Below are 20,182 nucleotides of genomic sequence, written 5' to 3' on the forward strand. Positions count from 1 at the left end.
TGATCTCGGCATTGTCATCGGTCTTGGCCTGATCGATGTACTTGGCCAGTTTGTCAAAGGACCCTTCGTGGATCACGGCAGTGATAAAATTGCCCATGTCCTCCGGGGAGCCCGGTTTGTTGAAGGAGGCGATGTCCTTTTTGACCAGTTCCAGTATCTCATCTGCAGTGGACTTTGGCAGGTACACCCTTGATGCCGCACTACATTTCTGTCCCTGGAACTCAAAGGCCCCACGGCTGATGGCCGTGGCCACCTGTTGCGGTTTGGCGGTCGGGTGCGCAATGATGAAATCCTTCCCGCCGGTCTCGCCCACGATGCGCGGATAGGTCTTGTACTTGTGGATGTTGTTCCCGATCTGCTTCCAAAGGTTCTTGAACACGTTGGTGGAACCGGTAAAATGTATGCCCGTAAAGTCCGGGCTGTCCAACACGGTGTCGGATATCATAACGGGGTCCCCGTAGACCACGTTGATAACGCCGTCGGGCAGTCCGGCCTCCTTGAAGACATCGACGATCACCTTGGCGGAATAGATCTGGCTGTCGCTGGGCTTCCAGACCACCACGTTGCCCATCATGGCCGCACTGGCGGGAAGGTTCCCTGCAATGGCGGTAAAGTTGAACGGGGTGATGGCATAAACGAAACCTTCCAGCGGACGGTACTCGACGCGGTTCCAGATGCCCTCGGAGGATTCCGGCTGTTCGCCATAGATCTGTGCCATGTACTCCACGTTGAAACGTAGAAAGTCCACGATCTCACAAGCGGAATCGATTTCGGCCTGATAAATGTTTTTGGACTGGGCCAGCATGGTGGCGGCGTTCATCTTTTGGCGGTATGGCCCCGCAATGAGCTCGGCGGCCTTAAGGAAGATGGCGCATCGCTGTTCCCAAGTGAGGTCGGCCCAGGCTTCCCTGGCTTCCAGACAGTTGGCGATGGCCTGCTCCACGTGGGTCTTCTCGGCCAAGTGGTAGTGTCCCAGAATGTGCTTGTGGTCGTGCGGGGGCGACATGGGCCTGGTGTTGCCCGTTCTTATCTCTTCGCTTCCGATGTAAAGAGGAATGTCAACCTCACTATCGTAAAACGCCTTGTATTGTTTGAGTACTTCTTCTCGTTCGGGAGAACCTGGAGCGTAGCTTAGTACAGGCTCATTGTATGCTGTTGGAACTTGAAAAAATCCTTTTCCCATAGAAATGTTTTTAATTATTAAACAATTCTACCAAAGGTAATGAAACCTATAAGGATTTTAAAATAGCCTGAATCAGTTTATGGCAAACGGCGCGGCGAACTTAAAGGTAGGTATATCCACCTCAAATTCGTTGGCATTGGTAAAGTTGACCATCTGGTAGTGTCCTCGCATGGCTCCAACGGGTGAAGCTAAAAGGCATCCAGAACTATAGGTGTGCGATTTACCGGGTTTAATCACGGGTTTTCTGCCTATTACGCCTTCTCCATCAATGGTCTCCATGTCCTTAAGGGCATCGAATACGTCCCAGTGCCTTGCGGTAAGCTGTACGGTGTCCTTACTCAGATTTTCTATGGTTATGGTATATCCGAATGCATAATGCACTTTATAATTCTTAAAGAATGTGCCTTCAAAAGAGGTGCGTACCGATACTTTTATTCCTTTGGTTACCTGTGTAAACATAACTATCAATAGGTTAAACCGCTTCCTGCAAACGTGACTATAATCGTGAAAAAGGCCAAGATCATAAATACCGTGTTCAAAAAGATGTATTTCACAATAGTTTTAAATCTTCCTTGTCCGTAGAATTTTCGCATTGCCTTATATAGGTAAAAGGCGAAAATCAACAGAAAAATCCCTGAGCTACTTATATCGAATATGGTATCCAATGTAAGGCTAAGGATGAGCAAGATAAACAAGAGCGACTGATTGTGGAAACTAAAAATAAGATGATCGGTGTAGGTATAATTTTTTCTGATGTACACCAACCAAATGAAGATGGTGAACACCGGCATAAAGAAGAAAATGACAAAAGGGAGCTTGGAAATTGTTTCGTTGACCCAGCTACCAGGTTTACTTATCACCTTTAAAATACTGTTGGCCATATTAAAGGCCATTTTGTTGGATCGACTGCTTTCAATTTGATATTTGGCCCTCGCCTGCTCAAAATTGAACAAGGTATCCTGTTTGATTGCATGTCCAAAAAATTCTGTTTTGCTAAGAAACTTTTCTGTTCCCGATTCACTTTCTAGAGTTTTGAAATAACCCGAAGGGTCATTGGTCATGAAAGAGTCCTTTTTTTGTTCTTGTTCTTGAATACCGTTTATAAAAACCCCTAAGGAGTCCAAGCCACCAAGTTGTTTGGAAAGCTTAGGGTTGACGTTTTCGATGGAATCAAGGTTGTGGATACCTGTCAAAATATCTGGATTTGACCTTTGTAGGGAGTCTAGGGTTTTTTGCGTGTTGGTAGTTTGTTTTTTCAAGGCTACACTGTCAATTTCAAATCCTCCTTTATCTGTATTGAACTTAAATGGTGAACCGTTGAATATGGTGCCGTCATATTTTTGGGCGTCTTGGTCCCAAGTATCAAATTGGCTATTGTAGGTGAACATCAAAAAATAGAGGAAAGCCAAGCTCAGCAAAAAACGAAACGGGTTTGTGTAGGTTATCCGTTTTCCGTTTACGTAGTCCTTGGTAATTCTACCCGGTCTTAATAAAAGAGCATAAAGCGTTTTTAGGAGCTTGGAATCATAATTGATCAGTCCAGAAAAGAACTCATCAACAAAATCCTTGAGCGTAAGTTTTTTGGTGCTGTTGGCCTGGGAACAATTGGGGCAATATTTATCACTGATGTCGAGGGGATGTCCACAGTTTAGACATTCAACGCCTCTAAACTTTAATTCGTAGCGACCCTTGGTGATCAAACCATCTTTTTTGCCCATGTCCTTCGAGGATTTGGGCCTAAAGATAATTAATTGCTGATATTTTGGGAGTTTGTGGAGCCTATACCTATTATACTGTCATACATATCACCAAAATCTCGATAATATACCAATATAAGGTAGTTGTTTTCGGTAAAATGAAAATTGCCACTTACCACATTGGGTTCGATGGTACCGTCTTCCCGTTGGATAACATATTTATAGTTGTAAAACCCTTGCTTCATTAAAAGGGTTGCCTCAAACTTTCCGGTTTCCTCGTTGAATATCATTTTGTTTTCATCGGTCAACCCATAATTATTGAACTTTCCGATAACGTACACATCGTCCAGTCCTATCAAATCGGTGTACGGCAAACTAAAATGAACCTTGGAATATTCTGCCTCTCTTGAAACATCCTCCCCTTGGAGGGTCCTTACCACAAAATCGCCATTAATGTCCGGAAAATAGGTGTACTCTTGGTCGAACCGATATTCATTGGTGAACAGATAGTGGTGGTACACGTCACTCATCTCAATTCTGGAAATGGCAAATGTTGGGGAGCGAAGGTCTTTAGTGTCGAAGTTCAGGTACTCGTTGCCACCAAAAAAACTCGTTTCCTCATTGTACTTGTACACGAGTTCCGTGCCAATGGTAAATTGTGGTTTGATGTTATAAAGAGTCGTGGACCATTGGTGGTTCTGTATGATGGCGACCTTGACTTCCTTTTTGGGATTTACCACATTGAAGCCGGCAGTGTTGATATTGAACTGTACTACTTGTTTGGTGTTGATAAAGTTAAAATCCCTGGACCGCTTTACGGTGCCTGCAACGGAGACCGCATTCCGGTAAACCACAAACCTTCTGGAAAATTGAAGGTCGCCGTAACTATTGTAGATTTCCAGTACAAAATTGCCGCTGACCGTTAATCTAACGTTCTCGTTGGGGATGGAAAGGCGATAATTGGAGTAGGGCTGAAGGGTGGTGTAGCTGTTCTCGTAGTCGATGATCCGTTGGTTGTCCGCACCGGAAAGATATTGTGATTTTAATAATTGGGAAGGTGTCCAATCGTAATCACAATGAACAATTTTGTAATAGTAATCTTGTTCGTTGGCCAAGATGTCATCGAACTCCAAAGTCATTGACTCTCCGAGCTGTATTACCGGAAACTGGTCTTCCGTTGGACCTTTAAAAATCACCGATTTTATATTTTCCGGGGGATTTACTTCCTCCATAACCTGTCCGGAAACTGAGGGCATCACCAGTCCCGTCAGAAAAAGAATGTAGGCAAATCGCATCAAGGGCATAATTTTAAGTAAAGGTAAGCAAAAAGTAAGCCAAGGGAATTAAGCTCGTCATAATCCCAATTTTATGGTTAATTATTATGAAAACAATCCTTTTAGTACTATTTTTGCGTTCGATTTTGATAACAAAAGGTCTACAATAATATGTCTAAAGACATCCGGATTAAAAAGGGGTTGAATATCAACCTCGTCGGGGCGGCAGAGCAGACTATTTCCAAAGCCGTTACAAGTAACGTTTACGCCCTGAACCTAGATGATTTCCACGGAATCACTCCAAAAATGTTGATAAAACAAGGGGAAGAGATAAAAGCGGGCGAACCCCTCTTTTATAACAAGAACAACGAAGAAATGCACTTCGTATCCCCGGTAAGCGGAGAGCTTGTGGAAATTGTTAGGGGAGCAAGGAGGCGAATCTTAACACTAAAAATTCTTGCTGATAAAGAACAAGATTACGTAATCAATAAGGTGCCGGATTTGGATACGGCAGATGGTGAGGCCATTAAATCTTACCTGTTGCAATGTGGGGGATGGCCTTTTATTAAGCAAAGACCTTACGATGTGATTGCTGATCCCAGTGCCACTCCAAAAGCAATATTCGTTTCTGGATACGCAACTGCACCATTGTCGGCAAATCCTGATTTTGTGCTTCAGGATAAGGAGCAGGAAATTCAAGCGGCTGTTTTGGCATTGGGCAAAATGACCCCGGGGAAAATACATGTAACCGTTGGGAAATCCAACAGGTCTCCGTTCAATAATATTAAAGGGATAGAGCTTCATAAAATTTCTGGTCCTCACCCAGCTGGTTTGGTAGGTACGCAAATCAATAGAATTGATCCTGTGAACAAAGGTGAGGTGGTGTGGACGCTATCTCCGCAGGATATGGTAATGTTGGGAGAACTGCTTTTGACAGGTAAGTTCAATGCGGAGCGAATCGTGGCATTGGCCGGTTCTGTTGTAAAGCAACCTAAGTATTACAAGACAAAAATCGGAGCTGAAATCTCCACTTTCCTTTATGCGAGTGGTGTCAATGAAGATAGGTTTAGGTTGATAAACGGAGATGTCCTCACAGGTTCCAAAACCAATACAGAGGGCTACCTTGGATTCTACAATAATACTGTGACGGCTATTCCCGAAGGAGACGACTACGAGTTTTTTGGTTGGAACAAGCCCGTGTTCAATAAGATTTCATCTACAAGGGCATTGACCTTTTCTTGGTTGCAGCCCAATAAAAAATATGACTTGGATACCAATACCAACGGTGAGCATAGGGCTTTCGTGGTAACAGGCAGGTACGAAGAGGTGTTCCCTCTGGATATATACCCGCTTCAATTGTTGAAGGCCTGTATGGTGAAGGATTTGGACGAAATGGAGCAATTGGGACTTTACGAAGTGGCTCCTGAGGATTTCTCTTTGACAGAATTCATATGCATATCAAAACAACCACACCAACAAATAATCAGGGAAGGATTGGATTTGTTGCAAAAAGAACTTGGATAATATGGGCATGAAAGAAAAATTACACGACTTAAAAGTAAAGTATCAGGGCAAAAAAATGGCTCCGGCCTTCAATGCGCTGCATACTTTTCTTTATATGCCGAACGAGACTACCCATTCTGGGGCGCACGTTCGAGCTGCCGATGATTTGAAACGTACCATGAACACGGTAATCATGGCTTTGGTGCCATGTTTGTTGTTCGGAATGTTCAATGCAGGGTATCAACATTACTCCGCCATCAACGGTTTTCCAGAGAGCTTTTCTCTTTTTGACCACTTCTTGACATGGGACAACTTTTGGATTGGTGTTACTACAGTTTTGCCGTTGGTAATTGTATCCTATGGAGTTGGTTTGGCGATTGAATTTTTGTTCGCTGTAATCAAAGGTCACGAAGTGGAAGAAGGATACCTGGTAACAGGGATGTTGGTTCCATTAATTGTTCCTGTAGATACTCCTCTTTGGATGTTGGCCATAGCCGTAGCGTTTGGTGTTGTGATCGGGAAAGAAGTTTTCGGAGGTACCGGAATGAATATATTGAACCCCGCACTTACTATTCGTGCGTTCTTGTTCTTTGCTTATCCAACTTGGATGAGTGGTGACAAGGTATGGGTTCACGAAGGAGTAGAAAGAGCTGGAACGGCAGACGCTATTTCTGGAGAAACTGTTCTAGGTTCCCTGGCTCAGGGCTCTGATTATGCCTATTCGTTGGCCGATATGTTCTACGGATTTATTCCTGGTTCCGTTGGTGAAACATCGACCTTGTTGATTCTGCTCGGAGCACTTTTCTTGATTTTCACGAAAATAGCCTCTTGGAGAATTATGGTAAGTGCCGTAGTGGGTGCTTTAGTGATGGGTCTTATTTTCAACGGTGTTGTGGATGCTGGTTGGTTGCCGGAATATAGTAAGTTCTATGCGCTAATGAGTTTTCCTTACTGGCAGCATTTGTTGGTAGGTGGATTGGCTTTCGGTATCGTATTTATGGCTACCGACCCTGTAACGGGTTCACAGACCAATAAAGGAAAATGGTACTACGGTTTCTTTATAGGATTACTTTCAGTAATGATCAGGGTGTTCAACCCAGGTTATCCAGAGGGAGTGTTCTTGGCCATCTTGCTGATGAACGTGTTTGCACCTACCATTGATCATTACGTGGTAAGGGGTAACATTAAAAAGAGATTGAAACGATTTAAGACAGCAACCATCTATCCAAAATCTTCGGACGAGGTTGATACACTAAAAACGGAAACAGCTTAATTATGGCAATCAATACAGAAAAAAATAGCTACACTGTAGTATTCGCAGTCTTAATGGTTGTTGTTGTGGGTTCGCTATTGGCATTCGTTGCATCTGGCCTTAAGCCTATGATCACCGAAAACCAGCGATTTGAAAAGCAACAGAATATCCTTTATGCCATGGGTGTTAATGATAATGAAGGCGATAGTGATGTGAGCTTTGTTCCAACTACCGAGGTAGAAGAGGCATTTTCAAAGTACATTACGCAGCAATTGGTCGTGAACGGTACGGAAGCATCAGAAAAGGATAATGCATATTTGATTGAGGTGCAGAAAGAATTGGTCAAAGTCAAAAATGGTGAAGAAGGAGAACTTCCGTTGCTTGTAGGCGAGAAGGATGGAGAAAAGTATTATATCATTCCAATGTACGGAAAAGGTCTTTGGGATGCCATCTGGGGATATATTTCGGTCGACAATAATATGGTGGTCAAAGGTGTGTTCTTCGATCACGCGGGAGAAACCCCTGGTCTCGGGGCCAACATCAACCAACGCTTTTTTATGGATGACTTCAAAGGTGAATCCATTATGGATGGCAACACCTATGAAGGTATAGCTGTAGCGAAAGGTAATAACGACCCGTTGAACAACGACAAAGATGATAATCAAGTAGATGCTTTGGCAGGAGCTACCATTACCGGTAACGGTGTTACCGCTATGATAAAGGAAAGCCTAAAGCTATACAAACCTTATTTACAAACTCTTAGAACCAATTAATATGGCGCTACTATCAAAAAAAGATGCAAATCTTATAAAAGATCCGTTGGCGGACAACAACCCTATTACCATTCAGGTATTGGGTATCTGTTCAGCGCTAGCGATTACTGCGGAGCTCAAAGCTTCCGTAGTGATGGCGATATCGGTATTGTTCGTACTTGGCGTAGGTAACGTTGTTATATCATTATTGAGGAACATCATACCTGCAAAAATTAGAATTATCGTACAATTGGTGGTAGTTGCCGCTTTGGTGATTATCGTGGATCAAGTACTGAAAGCTTTTGCCTATGACCTCAGTAAAACCTTATCGGTATTTATTGGTCTGATTATTACCAACTGTATCATCATGGGGCGTTTTGAAGCTTTTGCTTTGGGTAACGGTCCTTGGAAATCTTTCTTGGATGGTATTGGTAATGCCTTGGGTTATGGTGTAATTTTGGTAATAGTTGGTTTCTTTAGAGAACTATTGGGTTCCGGAACACTTTTCGGAATGAAGGTGTTGGGCGATCCGATCGCCAAAACAGGACTGTATTCCATCGGCTATGAGAACAACGGTTTTATGATTATACCCCCGGCGGCATTGATTGTAGTGGGAATTATAATATGGGTACAACGTTCTCGAAACAGAGCATTAATTGAAGAAGCATAAACTGAGGAAGCATGTTAGAGCATTTAGAATTATTTTTTAGATCAATCTTCGTAGACAATATGGTGTTTGCGGTCTTTTTGGGAATGTGTTCCTATTTGGCCGTATCCAAGAAAGTTTCCACAGCTGTTGGTTTGGGAGCTGCAGTAATATTTGTTTTGGGTGTAACGGTTCCGTTGAACTGGCTTTTGGATCAATACCTTCTTCAGGAGGGAGCATTGGTTTGGTTAGGGCCGGAATATGCGGATTATGACCTAGGTTTTTTATCCTTTATCCTATTTATTGCGACCATTGCAACAATGGTTCAATTAGTTGAGATAGTGGTGGAGAAATTTTCACCTTCTCTTTATAACTCTTTGGGTATTTTCTTGCCCTTGATAGCTGTTAACTGTGCCATTTTGGGAGGTTCGCTTTTTATGCAGGCGAGGGAAATCCCAAATATAGGGTTGGCGCTGAATTATGGAATCAGTTCCGGTATTGGATGGTTCTTGGCTATTTTGGCCATTGCGGCAATTAGGGAAAAAATCAGGTATTCCAATGTACCGGCACCATTGCGCGGTTTGGGAATCACTTTTATAATCACAGGTTTAATGGGTATTGGTTTCCAAAGTTTTGGAGGTATGCTTACGGGTGATAACGAGCCGCCAGAGGAAGCCCAGACCACTACCGTTGAAACCAAGGAAGATAAAAAAATCAAAAAGGAGATTGAAGATAAAGAAAAAGCAATCTCTTATAACGAAGCCATAAACAAATAGAAGATGATATTAGCCGCAAGTACCGGAGGTACTATTCTAATTACCGTAGTAGCGTTTCTTGTTTTGTTGTTGATTTTGGTGGCACTCTTGCTGTTCACCAAAGAAAAACTATCTCCATCAGGACCAGTTACGATAACCATTAATGGTGAAAAAGAATTGGAAGTTGGTTCAGGAGGGTCTTTGTTGTCAACCTTGGGTAACCAAAAAATATTCTTGCCATCCGCATGTGGTGGAGGTGGAACCTGTATCCAGTGTGAATGTCATGTACTTTCCGGAGGAGGGGAAGCCTTGCCGACAGAAACACCTCACTTTTCAAAAAAGGAATTGAGCGAGGGTGCCCGTTTGGCCTGTCAGGTTAAGGTAAAGCAGGACATGAACATCACTATTCCAGAAGAGGTATTTGGTATCAAAAAGTGGGATGCCAAAGTGGTTCGTAACTATAACGTGGCCTCTTTTATCAAGGAGTTTGTGGTTGAGATTCCAGAAGATATGAACTATAAGGCAGGTGGGTATATCCAAATTGAGATTCCACCTTGCGAAGTAAAATATTCGGATATTGACATTACCGCTCACCCAGAAGAACATGAGACACCAGACAAGTTTCAAGCTGAGTGGGATAAGTTCAACCTATGGCCATTGGTAATGAAGAATCCTGAAACTGTTGAAAGAGCCTATTCCATGGCCTCTTACCCAGCAGAAGGAAGAGAGATTATGCTAAACGTTCGTATTGCTACCCCGCCTTGGGATCGTAATAAAAATGGATGGATGGATGTGAATCCAGGTATTGCCTCTTCATATATCTTTAGTTTGAAGGAAGGTGATCCCGTAACCATTTCCGGACCGTTCGGTGAATTCTTTATTAACGAGTCCGAAGCAGAAATGCTTTACGTAGGAGGTGGTGCCGGTATGGCGCCAATGCGTTCTCACTTGTACCACTTGTTCAAAACATTAAAGACCAATAGAAAAGTTACGTATTGGTATGGAGGTCGTTCCAAAAGAGAATTGTTCTATATTGATCATTTCAAGCAATTGGAAAAGGATTTTCCTAACTTCAAATTCTATATGGCACTTTCAGAACCAATGGAAGAAGATAACTGGAAAGTTAAAGAGAATATTGATGCTGAAGGAGATGGTTTTGTTGGATTTATTCACAACTGTGTTATCGATAACTACTTGAACCATCACGAAACTCCAGAAGATATTGAACTATATTTCTGTGGACCACCATTGATGAACAAAGCTGTTCAGAAAATGGGCGAGGACTTTGGTATTCCAGATGAGAATATCAGGTTTGATGACTTTGGAGGATAATCCGAAACATATAATCACCTCGAGCATTGTCGAGAGGAATTTATAAAACCAAACCGATGCTCAAGCATCGGTTTTTTTGTTGCCTATGGGAAGAGAATTAACAGAACAAGAATTGCACAACTTGGCCATGAACATAGTGGGTAGGGAACTGGAGTCTGATGGTTTTGAATTTATGGCCATCAACAGTAAGCTCAAAAAGAACCCGCAGTATGTGTGCCTTAAAGAAAAAGTGCTACATTTTATTGTGGTGCGCAATGTGGAATTTCCCCTCAATCCGCGAGAATATGATGAAGAATTGATGCGCACCGTTAAGGATCACGCCGAGAAATTCGAGGCAAGGACCTATTTTGCCGGAGTTGGACTATCCAATGCATCGGACAGGACGGAACCATTGTATTTGGATGAAGAATATGTAGTGGACTACCAAGGATTAATAGAGATATAGATGAGAAAGATTATACTGTTGTTGGGATGGGTTGTATTGTTTGTTGCTTGTAATCAAAAGAATGAGCAGGTCAAGAACCAAGCTTGGGGCAATGCCCTGGGCACCACGTATTCCATTATTTATATTGCCGATAAGGAACTGGATTATCAACAGGAGATAGATTCTGTTTTTCAGGTGCTCAACCGATCTATGTCCACCTATATCCCTTCTTCCGATATTTCCAAGATCAATGAAGGGGATTCCACGATTGTGGTGGATGAGATGTTCAAGGAAGTTTTTGATGTTTCAAGTAAAGTATATAAGGCTTCAAACGGCTATTTTGACCCTACTATCGGTGTTTTGGTCAATGCATGGGGATTTGGTCCGGGTGAGCAGATACAGCTCGACAGCCTTCGCGTGGATAGCTTATTGGGCTATGTTGGATGGGAAAAGGTAAAGCTAAATTCAGATAATACCATCAGTAAGACCCATCCATCCATCCGATTTGATTTTAACGCAGTGGCCAAAGGTTATGCAATAGATAGGCTAGGGGCCATGTTGGATGCCAAAGGTATCGAGAATTACCTCGTTGAAGTAGGGGGCGAAGTGCTGGCCAAGGGTACCAATCTGGATTCAGGGAAACAATGGACGGTCGGTATTGATGACCCTCAGGTGGAAACAGGCCGTGAATTGAAACAAATTGTTTCCTTGGAGGATATGGCGATGGCTTCATCCGGAAATTACAGAAAGTTTCGGGTAGATCCTGAGACTGGTGAGAAGTACGTACATACCATCAACCCGAAAACCGGATACACGAAAAACTCCAATGTGTTGGCCACAAGTGTGGTGGCAAAGACCTGTGCCGTTGCCGATGCTTATGCAACAACCTTTATGGCGATGGATTTGGAGGAGTCCAAAAAAGTGCTTGATAATCATAATGAGTTGGAGGCGTATATCATCTATTTGGATGAAAACGGCGAGACTAAGGAATTTTTTACTTCTGGTTTTGAGGCTCTGGTCAAAAAATGATCATTTCCGAACCAAGGGGATAATTTCGCCTTTCGCCAATCGATATTTTTCAACATCTTCCTTTGGAAGGGTGTTGGTGTAATCCACTTCTTCCACTGTGAAACCTATGCTGCGAAGCTTATCAAAATAGTCCCTGCCATAAATGCGGACATGATCGTATTGACCAAAAATACGGGCACGCTCTTTTTTATCGATAATGGTGTCATCTTCAAAGGTCTTTTCCCTTTTCAGGTCTTGTGGAATTTGAAAGATGCCCCATCCGCCCGGTTTCAGTACACGGTAGAGTTCTTGCATGGCCTTAGTGTCATTCGGGATATGTTCCAGAACATGGTTGCATAAGATGACATCAAAGGAATTATCGGAAAAGGGTAGGTTGCAGATATCCGCCTTTACATCCGCCAAAGGTGAATTGAGGTCGGTAGTGGTGTAATCTAGATTGTCCAACTTTTTGAATCGGTTGTAAAACGCCTGTTCAGGCGCGAAGTGGAGCAATTTTATAGGTTTGCTGAAGAACTCGGTTTCATCCTTTAAATACAGCCACAATAAGCGGTGCCGCTCCAAGGATAGGGTAGAAGGAGAGAGTACGTTCTCCCTGGGACTTTCATATCCGTAGGGAAGAAAACTTTTAAAGCTCTTACCGTCAATCGGGTCGGTGAATTTATTTCCCTTTAGGAAAAAGGCAATCAATGGACGTACCCAATAGCTTAATCGGATAAGTAAAGGCCTAGGAATTAGATTGAGGAAGTATTTAAAAATTTTTGACACGAATCACACGGATTTTCACCAATTGGATTTATAGTATTACTCTTTTGTAGGATAAGTTATCCTAACCAAAATTTACAATTAGCCCCAACTTCATTTTAGAAGCTGCGAGATAGTTTAAGGTCTGTTTTACATGGGCACTGTTGATCTTTTCCACTGCTTTGAGCTCCAATATTATTTTGTCGTCTACTAAAAAGTCAGCGAAATAGTGGTGTTTCAAGATGTTGCTTTTATAGGTGATATTGAATTTAGCTTCTTTTTGATATGGAACACCGTTGGACTTCAGTTCCAATTCCAATGCTTCTCCATAGACTGCTTCACTGAATCCTTTACCAAGTTCGTTATGGATTTCCATGCATAGGCCAATGATGAAGTAGGACTCATTTTTATAAATGATTTGGGACATTTATTTGAGTAATTGGTGAAATTCGTGTCAATATAAAAAATACTTACACTAAAGCACCAACTTTTTGCTTCGGAACTCATCCTCTTCATCGCTGGTAATGTCCAACGCCTCGTAAATATATTGAAAAGTGGATAGGAGTTCTGGTTTCCCGTCCACAAGGGCCACATCGTGCTCAAAGTGGGCGCTCGGCTTTCCATCCGCAGTAAGTATCGTCCAACCATCCTTCAGTTGCTTTATCCGTCTTGTGCCCATGTTGATCATGGGTTCGATGGCCACAACAGTTCCGTTTACAAACTTTTTACCGCGTCCTCTTTTACCGTAGTTCGGCATTTGAGGGTCTTCATGTAGTTCACGGCCCAAACCGTGCCCAACCAATTCGCGAACAACACCGTAGCCATGGTCCTCGGTATATTTTTGGATGGCATATGCTACATCGCCCACACGGTTGCCCAGTGTGAACTCTCTTATCCCTAAGTAAAGTGATTCTTTGGTGACCTTGAGCAATTTTTTGGTTTCTTCGGCTACCTCACCAACTTCAAAGGTGTAAGCGTGGTCGCCATGAAAGCCATTTTTAACGGCTCCACAATCCACCGAAACAATATCCCCATCTTTCAATTCTTCGTTTCCCGGTATTCCGTGCACGACTTGCGCATTTGGGCTCCAGTTTAGTGTGTTCGGAAAATCGTACATGCCCAAAAAGCCGGGTACGGCTCCTTGCTCACGGATAAATTCCTCGGCCATTTTATCCAACTTTAGCGGATTGGCCCCAGGCTTGATTTCCTTGGCCAACATGCCCAACGTTTTGGATACCACCAAAGCGCTTTCGCGCATCAACTCAATTTCCTCTGCTGTCTTTACTTGAATCATAGCCGCAAAGATAAATTGATTCTATGGATTTTAAAGAATGTTTGCTTAAACCAATGATTTTTGTGTCATCAATTCGGGTTGTGGTACACCGATCATTTTAAGAATGGTAGGTGCAATATCTCCCAAAACACCGCTCTTCACCGCTTTGATATCGTTGTCAACCAAAATAAGTGGCACTGGGTTGGTGGTGTGCGCCGTGTTAGGGCTACCATCGGGATTGATCATGGTATCGCAGTTTCCGTGATCGGCAATTACGATAGTGGAATAGCCGTTTTCCAGACCGGCCGTAATCACGTCCTTGGCACATTGGTCAACGGTTTCACATGCCTTAACGGCTGCTTCCATGACACCGGTGTGCCCTACCATATCCGGATTGGCAAAGTTGAGGCATACAAAATCGGCATCCCCTTTTTTAAGTTCGGGAATAATGGCATCACGGATATCATATGCGCTCATCTCAGGTTGAAGATCGTACGTTGCTACTTTCGGGGAAGGACATAGAATGCGTTCTTCACCTTCAAATGGTTCCTCCCGTCCTCCGTTGAAGAAGAAGGTTACGTGCGGATATTTTTCCGTCTCGGCGATGCGTATTTGCTTTTTGCCGTTTTTGGCAAGGGTCTCACCAAGAGTTTCCCTTATGTTTTCTTTGTTGAATATGATTTTGATTCCGTTGAAGGATTCATCATAGTTCGTCATGGTCACATAATACAGGTTCAGTTTGTGCATGTTCTGCTCATGGAAATCCTGCTGGCTTAATGCTTGGGTAAGCTCACGGCCTCGGTCTGTCCTAAAATTGAAGAAAATTATCACATCACCATCTTGAATCTTGGCAACCGGGGCATTGGCAGCATCCGTCATAACCAAAGGTTTAATGAACTCGTCGGTAACGCCTTCATCATAACTTTTTTGCATGGCATCGCCAATATCTTGAGTTTTTTCACCATCGGAATTTACCAGAACATCATAGGCCATTTTAACACGTTCCCAACGTTTGTCGCGATCCATGGCGTAGTATCTTCCGATTACGGTAGCCAACTTTGTCTTTTTGTCTGCGCAATAATTATCAAGGTCTACCAAAAAGCCTTTTCCGCTTTTGGGGTCCACATCACGCCCGTCGGTAAATGCATGGACGTAAGAATTTTGCACACCGCTTTCGTCAGCAGCTTTTATGAGTGCTTTTAGGTGGTCTATATGGCTATGTACGCCACCATCGCTCACCAATCCCAAAAAGTGTACCGGTTTATTATTGGTCTTGGCGTAGTCAAAAGCGTCTTTGAGTACTGTTTCGTTTTTTAAGGTATCTTCTTTTACGGCTTTGTTGATTTTGGCCAAATCTTGGTACACAATTCTCCCCGCACCAAGGTTCATGTGTCCTACCTCGCTGTTTCCCATTTGTCCTTCAGGCAGACCAACGTTCATTCCGTCGGTGTGAAGGTCGGCATCAGGATATTTGGTATAGAGTGAATCAATGAATGGTGTGTTGGCTTTTTCAATGGCCGAAACTTTTGGATCTGGGGATTTTCCCCAGCCGTCCAAAATCATAAGAATAACCTTTTTGTTCATAGTAACATATTGTACCACAAAAATAAAATGTTCTCCTTGGATGCCCTAGCTTTTTGTTAAAATTCTAATTATGAAGTTGTTAATTATTTTATGTTAAAATTGAGGAGTTGTTAAAAATAAGTTATTTAACTGTTAATCGTGTAACATCCTCTGTTCTGGGAAGTCTATTTTTATAACAAGTAAATTCATTAATCAAAAACAATCATCATGAAAAAAACAATTTTCACAGTGGCTGCATTTTCCATGTTGGCCCTAAGCGGCGTTTCTGCCAACGAACTCAAAACAAATGATTTTGGAACAAATTATGAAATGGTAAGCCCCGATGAGCTCAGTACTTTTTGCAAGGCGGTAATGCAGGGCGATGTGGAAGCCGTTAAAAAATTCATTGAACTGGGGGAGGATGTCAACCAAAAATCTTTGGGGAAAGCTCCTATCCATTATGCCGCCCGTTACAACAAAGCTGAAGTTTTAAAATTACTTATTGCAAATGGTGCTGACCTAAAAAAGCGCTGTGATGGCGGCATGACTGCCATGAAGTATGCGGAATTGTCCAACGCAACAGAGGCACAAGCCGTGTTGGAAGCTGCTATGAAAAAATAGAAAAGGAGTTTATTCGTCTAACAAAAAGGCCCCAACAGTTTGTTGGGGCCTTTTTTCATTTCACAAATTTTAGTGTCCTTGCAAAAGAGTGTGTCTCGCGGCTTAGAATTCAAAGCCAGTAAAAGCTCTGTATAAAAATGCATATACAGCCAATAAAAACATGGCCGCACAAAATATAGAGTATCCCTTCAAAAAGAATACCACAAAGCTAGGTTTGCAATCGTCAAATGCCTCTAAATAGAGATCTTTAAAGTGTAATAGTGTTCCCATATGTTCTCTCTTTTTATAGCATAAAAGATCAAGAGAACGTAGGTAGGATTCGGGTTCATTCAAAGATACGGAAATAAAGACAAAGCACTTTTTTAATCGATGAACAGCCGATTCTATCGACCTGAATATTTATCGATGGATTCCTTGATTTTTTCGATCCTGTTCTCGGGATCGGGGTGTGTGCTCTGGAACTCGGGAACCCTGTTTGGCCCTGCGGCCGCCTTAAGTATTTTCATCACCTCTATCATCTCGTTTGGGTCGTAACCGGATTCGATCATGAACCATACGCCAAGATCATCGCTCTCCAGTTCGTCGCCCCTACCATTGGTCAAAAGGGTGTTCTGGCCAATTCCTGCAACTACACTGCCCATGTCACCACCTACCGATGCCCCTGTGGCCAAAGTTTGCCAAAAACTGCTTTCGGCAATACGTTCCGCAGAGTGCCTGCCGATCACATGGCCTATTTCGTGGCCCAGTACGCCGGCCAACTGTGCTTCGTTGAGCTGGGAGAACAGGGCATAGGTGATAAATATTTGTCCGCCCGGCAAAGCAAAGGCATTAATGGTACGGTCGTCCGCCAACAGATGGAACTCATAGCGATAAGGGGTCTCGCTGGCCACACTGTTCTGGACCAGTTTGTTGCCGACCTTGTCCACTAAATTTTGAAGACGTTCATCCGGATAGAGGCCACCGTGCTGTTGTGCCATTTCGGGAGCGCTTTGCAGCCCAATGGCAATTTCCTGCTCTGCGGTCATGTCGATGTTCTGGGTTCGCCCGGTATAGGGATTTTCTTCTTGGTTACTGCATCGGCGTATAAAAGCAAATGCCACAATGGCCAAACCGATAAGGATACGTATCCTCCAACTTCCTCTTCTCATGGTGTAGTGTTCTTGTTAGTTGAAGATACGAAAAAACAGTTATAGCAATACCGGGTTGATGTCCAAAATATTGTCCTGAATATACGTTTTTATGAACCCTGCCGTAAAGTGTTGGCTGCCCAAGAAACTTTCTTCCTGCAACAACTTTAGGATATTGAGTTTTCTATAGGCCGTTAGCATGGGAATGGAAATGGGCGCATAGCTGTAGTGCCAAGGTTCGTATTTAAAGCCCCTTCTTCTGGGGTTGTTGGTATAGACGAGATAGAACCCGTATTTGGTCGAGTTTTCGTCCAACCAAAGTTTGAAGCCTTCGTAAGGACCGCCCGCTTCAAATTTTTCGGGGACCAGTACGTCGCCCGAAGACTTTGGGAAGCCATCTATTATATCGATATCCGTGCCCCAATGGTGCCTACTGGTTCCGGGAATCGTGGAATATTCTATGATTTTTTCAATGGCATCGAACGGGGACATGCCCAAATCCTCCGTGTAGTTCAGGTATTTGCGTTCCCAAATGCGCTGTTGATGATAGTAATCGCGAAAGCTGGACACCATTTTAATATCAAAACCAGCAGAATAGGCCGCTTTTTTCATTTCCAAAAAGGAGGTGTAGGCTTCTTCCCGTAAATTGATGCCTTCACCAAAGAGTTGTATGTCCGCTTTGCCCATGAGCTCCTCGGTCGAGTATTTGGGTTCGGCGAAATAGGGAAATATAGGTGGAAGGGCACAGGCCATGCCCGATACCGCGGTATTTTTTAAAAAGCTCCTTCTTTTCATGAAACAAATTTTGCCCCAAGTTAAGAAGTATTTTTAATTCCTGCTTTTGAAAAATTCTGGAGGGAAAAGACTGATTTTTTACTTATCTAAAAATAGGAAGCCGTTATATTCCAGTCCAAGGTCGTCCAAGGTCACCAGATAAAAATAAACACCTTCCGGAAGGCCGTTGGCTGGATTGGGAACCATGCTGCCCGTGTTTGCTACGCCCCTGAACTCGTTGGTATAGTTTATCTTTTCAAAAACCTTTTGCCCGTAGCGGTTAAAAATACGCAAACTGTTGTTCGGTGATTCTTCCATGCCATCGATGACCAAATAGTCGTTGACGCCGTCACCGTTCGGGCTCAAAAAATAATTGCCCAACGTGGGATTGTTCACGGCAAAAGTATCTGTCGGAAGTGGAACCGTACCAAAGGTAATGGCCGCATAATCGTTGGGCACAAAGGTCTCCGAGGTCACAAAACCATTGGTGATATCGCCACTATAGGCGGTGTTCCCGATAACTACCCACTGGTTGGACGATTTGTTCCAGCCCACTACGATAATGGACTCCACCGTGGCGTTCGGAATGGTGATCAAGCTGCTACGGGTGTTCCATGAAATGGTGACCTGCACGGGCACATTGCCCTGCAGTACCCAGAATTCCCTATCGGTAACCGTACCAATATTGTTTACCTTTTCCTCTACATCAAAAGTTTGTGAAAGGGAAATGGGAGCCGAAGGGTTCTCAAAAAAATAGGCGCAAATGGCCCGTGGTACACTGCCCTGGGCATTGAAGGTCAACGGGCGAAGCTGTTCCTCGTCGCCAACGGGAAAGGAAAATACGTTGCGGTTGTTCACTTCGGCAAAGCCGGTTACTTTGGAATCGTCGCTCTGCCCACCAAAAAAGCCGTCTTCCATAAAGTTTAGGTTGACCGTTGGCGTGGTGGTCGGCGTTAAAAAATCGCCGAGTATAAAATTGACGTTGTTCCGCACCATCAGCGGGATCTCCAAAAACACATTGTTGTCCATCAAGATCTCCGTATCCCAAAAAGTGGGGGGTATGCTCCCTGTGACCGTAATGGGGCGATTGCCATAAAAACCGACCAGCCCAGTGGTTTGGTCAAAGTTGGCATCGTTGATCAAATTGGTATGCAGGCCCACTTGGGCATCGTTGTGCACGGTAAAATTGCCACTGTTGTACAGCCCTTCTTGGGCAAAGGCAACGTTGACCGAAAACAAAAACGCTATGTGGAGGAAGGGTTTCAAGGGTTAATTCTGGGAGTTTTTCAATAAGAGCGCTTTGATTTCCTTCATTTCTGCCTTTAAGGAATCTACTTCCTGTGTAAGTTTTTGATTGTCCGATTGGAGTGTTTCAATTTTTTTCTCCTGTTCAATGGTATGAAGAAAAAGTTCCTCGATTTTTTCGAGGTGAGCCATTGAAGATTTGGTTAAATGGTACTTTCCTTCAGATTTAACTTCATAAGCCGACTTAATTCCTGGTAAGTGATTATTGTCCTTAATGAATCTCTCTATTTCCTCAAGACTTTTAAACTCATATTCATTATTCAAGCTGGAATACCCGTTAAAATATTTTTGGAAAACAAAATCTGGTGTTAGATCGATGAAGTCACCTGTAGTAGTTACATCGGTATTAAATATGGGATTTATTTTACTTCCCTCAATACCAGCTCCAGCGGCAATATTTGAATTGTCAATCACTCCTGTTCCAATTACTGTTGCATTGATTGGCCCGGTTACATCACCATTTAGGTTTGTTGTTGAGATTTCATTTGCCCCATTAATAGTTATTCCCAAACCTGCCGTATAGACGATGTTGTCTGGGACATCAATAGTAAAATTAGGATATGTACCACCTATCGTCACATTTCCATTCCCACCATCAGCAAGCGTGACAGTTTGGTCTGGAGCATCATTAGTGATAAGGAAGTCTTGCCCAATCTGTGAGACAGATAGTCCAAACCCAGTTGATGTGACATTTTGAATTTCATTCAAAGGGTCGAAATCTCCATCTTCGATATTAATAATGGTACCTGTTCCACCAGATATTAAAAGTTCAACTGATTCATTTGGCGTTCCTCCTCCACCAATACTCAAGTCTTGTTCGTCGGTATTGATGTAACTGCTAAGATCAATAGGGGTGGGTGTTGGGTCTCCTGTTAGGGTAAGCATATCCCCTGTGAGTTCCAAATCTTGCTCATCTGTGTTGTCGAGATAA

Annotated in this window: 21 protein-coding genes and 1 pseudogene; 9 read left to right on the forward strand and 13 right to left on the reverse strand. The window is 43.2% G+C overall.

Annotated elements, in window-relative coordinates:
• From DCK90_RS16380 to DCK90_RS16395, 4 genes are all read right to left on the reverse strand, one after another.
• A partial coding sequence (locus DCK90_RS16380; RefSeq protein ID WP_108247284.1) for an aldehyde dehydrogenase family protein occupies window positions 1-1,183 on the reverse strand: 1,183 nt, incomplete at its 3' end.
• A 72-nt stretch (window positions 1,184-1,255) separates the two neighbouring features.
• Window positions 1,256-1,642: a Co2+/Mg2+ efflux protein ApaG gene (gene apaG, locus DCK90_RS16385; protein WP_108247285.1), complete on the reverse strand. Its 387-nt coding sequence runs from the start codon at window positions 1,640-1,642 to the stop codon at window positions 1,256-1,258.
• A 5-nt stretch (window positions 1,643-1,647) separates the two neighbouring features.
• Window positions 1,648-2,901, reverse strand: a complete 1,254-nt coding sequence (locus DCK90_RS16390; RefSeq protein ID WP_108247286.1) for a DUF3667 domain-containing protein — start codon at window positions 2,899-2,901, stop codon at window positions 1,648-1,650.
• Window positions 2,902-2,930: 29 nt separating this feature from the next.
• The gene (locus tag DCK90_RS16395; RefSeq protein WP_108247304.1) at window positions 2,931-4,175 is read right to left on the reverse strand and encodes a type IX secretion system plug protein; all 1,245 of its coding nucleotides are present in this window, start codon (window positions 4,173-4,175) and stop codon (window positions 2,931-2,933) included.
• A gap of 150 nt (window positions 4,176-4,325) precedes the next feature.
• Here DCK90_RS16395 and DCK90_RS16400 point away from each other — a divergent pair, with 150 nt between their 5' ends.
• From DCK90_RS16400 to DCK90_RS16435, 8 genes are all read left to right on the forward strand, one after another.
• On the forward strand, window positions 4,326-5,678 hold the full coding sequence (locus tag DCK90_RS16400) for a Na(+)-translocating NADH-quinone reductase subunit A (RefSeq protein WP_108247287.1): 1,353 nt from the start codon (window positions 4,326-4,328) through the stop codon (window positions 5,676-5,678).
• Window position 5,679: 1 nt separating this feature from the next.
• Window positions 5,680-6,930: an NADH:ubiquinone reductase (Na(+)-transporting) subunit B gene (locus DCK90_RS16405; protein ID WP_108247288.1), complete on the forward strand. Its 1,251-nt coding sequence runs from the start codon at window positions 5,680-5,682 to the stop codon at window positions 6,928-6,930.
• Window positions 6,931-6,932: 2 nt separating this feature from the next.
• Window positions 6,933-7,682, forward strand: a complete 750-nt coding sequence (locus DCK90_RS16410; RefSeq protein ID WP_108247289.1) for a Na(+)-translocating NADH-quinone reductase subunit C — start codon at window positions 6,933-6,935, stop codon at window positions 7,680-7,682.
• A 1-nt stretch (window position 7,683) separates the two neighbouring features.
• A complete protein-coding gene (locus tag DCK90_RS16415; protein ID WP_108247290.1) occupies window positions 7,684-8,331 on the forward strand; it encodes an NADH:ubiquinone reductase (Na(+)-transporting) subunit D in 648 nt (215 codons plus the stop codon).
• An 11-nt stretch (window positions 8,332-8,342) separates the two neighbouring features.
• Window positions 8,343-9,083: an NADH:ubiquinone reductase (Na(+)-transporting) subunit E gene (gene nqrE, locus DCK90_RS16420; RefSeq protein ID WP_108247291.1), complete on the forward strand. Its 741-nt coding sequence runs from the start codon at window positions 8,343-8,345 to the stop codon at window positions 9,081-9,083.
• Window positions 9,084-9,086: 3 nt separating this feature from the next.
• Window positions 9,087-10,394, forward strand: coding sequence for an NADH:ubiquinone reductase (Na(+)-transporting) subunit F (nqrF, locus tag DCK90_RS16425; protein WP_108247292.1), 1,308 nt, complete (start codon window positions 9,087-9,089; stop codon window positions 10,392-10,394).
• Window positions 10,395-10,479: 85 nt separating this feature from the next.
• Window positions 10,480-10,839 (forward strand): Na(+)-translocating NADH-quinone reductase subunit F, encoded by a 360-nt coding sequence (locus DCK90_RS16430; protein ID WP_108247293.1) that lies wholly within the window; start codon window positions 10,480-10,482, stop codon window positions 10,837-10,839.
• Entirely contained in the window at window positions 10,840-11,847 is a 1,008-nt protein-coding gene (locus DCK90_RS16435; protein WP_108247294.1) for an FAD:protein FMN transferase, read from the forward strand.
• On the opposite strand, the gene DCK90_RS16440 is transcribed toward DCK90_RS16435, so the two are convergent.
• From DCK90_RS16440 to gpmI, 4 genes are all read right to left on the reverse strand, one after another.
• On the reverse strand, window positions 11,848-12,612 hold the full coding sequence (locus DCK90_RS16440; RefSeq protein WP_108247295.1) for a class I SAM-dependent methyltransferase: 765 nt from the start codon (window positions 12,610-12,612) through the stop codon (window positions 11,848-11,850). It lies immediately after the preceding gene.
• A gap of 61 nt (window positions 12,613-12,673) precedes the next feature.
• Window positions 12,674-13,015 carry a GxxExxY protein gene (locus tag DCK90_RS16445; RefSeq protein ID WP_108247296.1) on the reverse strand — a complete coding sequence of 114 codons (342 nt, stop codon included), beginning with the start codon at window positions 13,013-13,015 and terminating at the stop codon, window positions 12,674-12,676.
• A gap of 48 nt (window positions 13,016-13,063) precedes the next feature.
• On the reverse strand, window positions 13,064-13,882 hold the full coding sequence (gene map / locus DCK90_RS16450) for a type I methionyl aminopeptidase (protein ID WP_108247297.1): 819 nt from the start codon (window positions 13,880-13,882) through the stop codon (window positions 13,064-13,066).
• Between the two features lie 45 nt (window positions 13,883-13,927).
• The gene (gpmI, locus tag DCK90_RS16455; RefSeq protein ID WP_108247298.1) at window positions 13,928-15,445 is read right to left on the reverse strand and encodes a 2,3-bisphosphoglycerate-independent phosphoglycerate mutase; all 1,518 of its coding nucleotides are present in this window, start codon (window positions 15,443-15,445) and stop codon (window positions 13,928-13,930) included.
• A gap of 207 nt (window positions 15,446-15,652) precedes the next feature.
• Between gpmI and DCK90_RS16460 the strand changes: the two genes are divergently transcribed.
• Window positions 15,653-16,045: an ankyrin repeat domain-containing protein gene (locus DCK90_RS16460; RefSeq protein ID WP_108247299.1), complete on the forward strand. Its 393-nt coding sequence runs from the start codon at window positions 15,653-15,655 to the stop codon at window positions 16,043-16,045.
• A 102-nt stretch (window positions 16,046-16,147) separates the two neighbouring features.
• Here DCK90_RS16460 and DCK90_RS17180 read toward each other — a convergent pair whose 3' ends face one another.
• The 5 genes and pseudogenes from DCK90_RS17180 to DCK90_RS16480 form a co-directional block, all read right to left on the reverse strand.
• Window positions 16,148-16,315 (reverse strand): DUF6747 family protein, encoded by a 168-nt coding sequence (locus tag DCK90_RS17180; protein WP_313789992.1) that lies wholly within the window; start codon window positions 16,313-16,315, stop codon window positions 16,148-16,150.
• Window positions 16,316-16,428: 113 nt separating this feature from the next.
• Window positions 16,429-17,193 carry a M48 family metalloprotease gene (locus DCK90_RS16465; protein WP_108247300.1) on the reverse strand — a complete coding sequence of 255 codons (765 nt, stop codon included), beginning with the start codon at window positions 17,191-17,193 and terminating at the stop codon, window positions 16,429-16,431.
• A gap of 39 nt (window positions 17,194-17,232) precedes the next feature.
• Window positions 17,233-17,967: a M15 family metallopeptidase gene (locus DCK90_RS16470; RefSeq protein ID WP_108247301.1), complete on the reverse strand. Its 735-nt coding sequence runs from the start codon at window positions 17,965-17,967 to the stop codon at window positions 17,233-17,235.
• A gap of 78 nt (window positions 17,968-18,045) precedes the next feature.
• A complete protein-coding gene (locus DCK90_RS16475) occupies window positions 18,046-19,212 on the reverse strand; it encodes a gliding motility-associated C-terminal domain-containing protein (protein ID WP_108247302.1) in 1,167 nt (388 codons plus the stop codon).
• Window positions 19,213-19,215: 3 nt separating this feature from the next.
• Window positions 19,216-20,182, reverse strand: a pseudogene (locus tag DCK90_RS16480) (bZIP transcription factor); the annotation flags it as partial.

Source organism: Muricauda brasiliensis (assembly GCF_003057865.1).
GTDB lineage: Bacteria > Bacteroidota > Bacteroidia > Flavobacteriales > Flavobacteriaceae > Flagellimonas > Flagellimonas chongwuensis.